This is a genomic window from Escherichia sp. WS1450, from assembly GCF_046487395.1.
GTDB lineage: Bacteria > Pseudomonadota > Gammaproteobacteria > Enterobacterales > Enterobacteriaceae > Escherichia > Escherichia coli.
Map to the genome: position 1 here is coordinate 1 of NZ_JBJQJO010000163.1, position 561 is coordinate 561.

Annotated in this window: 1 pseudogene; it reads right to left on the reverse strand. The window is 52.6% G+C overall.

Annotated features, from left to right (window positions below):
• A pseudogene (locus ACJHYR_RS28140) lies at window positions 1-561 on the reverse strand (transposase); the annotation flags it as partial.

Genomic DNA, 561 nt, shown 5'->3' on the forward strand with positions numbered 1-561 from the left:
GATAAGCCTGTAATACGGGATATTTCCCCTGAACCCACATCCCTTGTTATGTAGTGCCATAACCTCTGTCCAACGCTGATGCCGTTTTTGGCGGGTTTGCTGTTTAAGGCGTTCCGGACGACGGAGCGATGCTACAGGCACAGACAGTACTGGCTTAGGTGATTTCTTTGGTGACAACCCACTGGCAACAAGACGTATCAGAGGCATCTGTCTGTACATCATTCGTTCAGGCGCATCGCCAATATTTTTTAGCAGGTGCCATCGATCAGCTATCTGTCTGGCCTGAGGTGCACCTTCACGTGCTGCTGTCGCATAGACTCCGCCACGGTCACGTGAGACAACCTGTATTTCCGGATATTTTCTGAACCAGGTCGCCAGCGTACTCTGATCGCAACCGGGAAGCAGGACGAGGGGACGGTGAGTATCAAGATTGACGATTAACGTGCCGTAATGGTGGCCCCGATGCCACGCCCACTCATCAATACCGACATGAGGCGCGCCCGACTGTTTCGTCTCCGGGGTATTAATAACCCTGCGAAGAAGAGTATCAGCACTGCAACG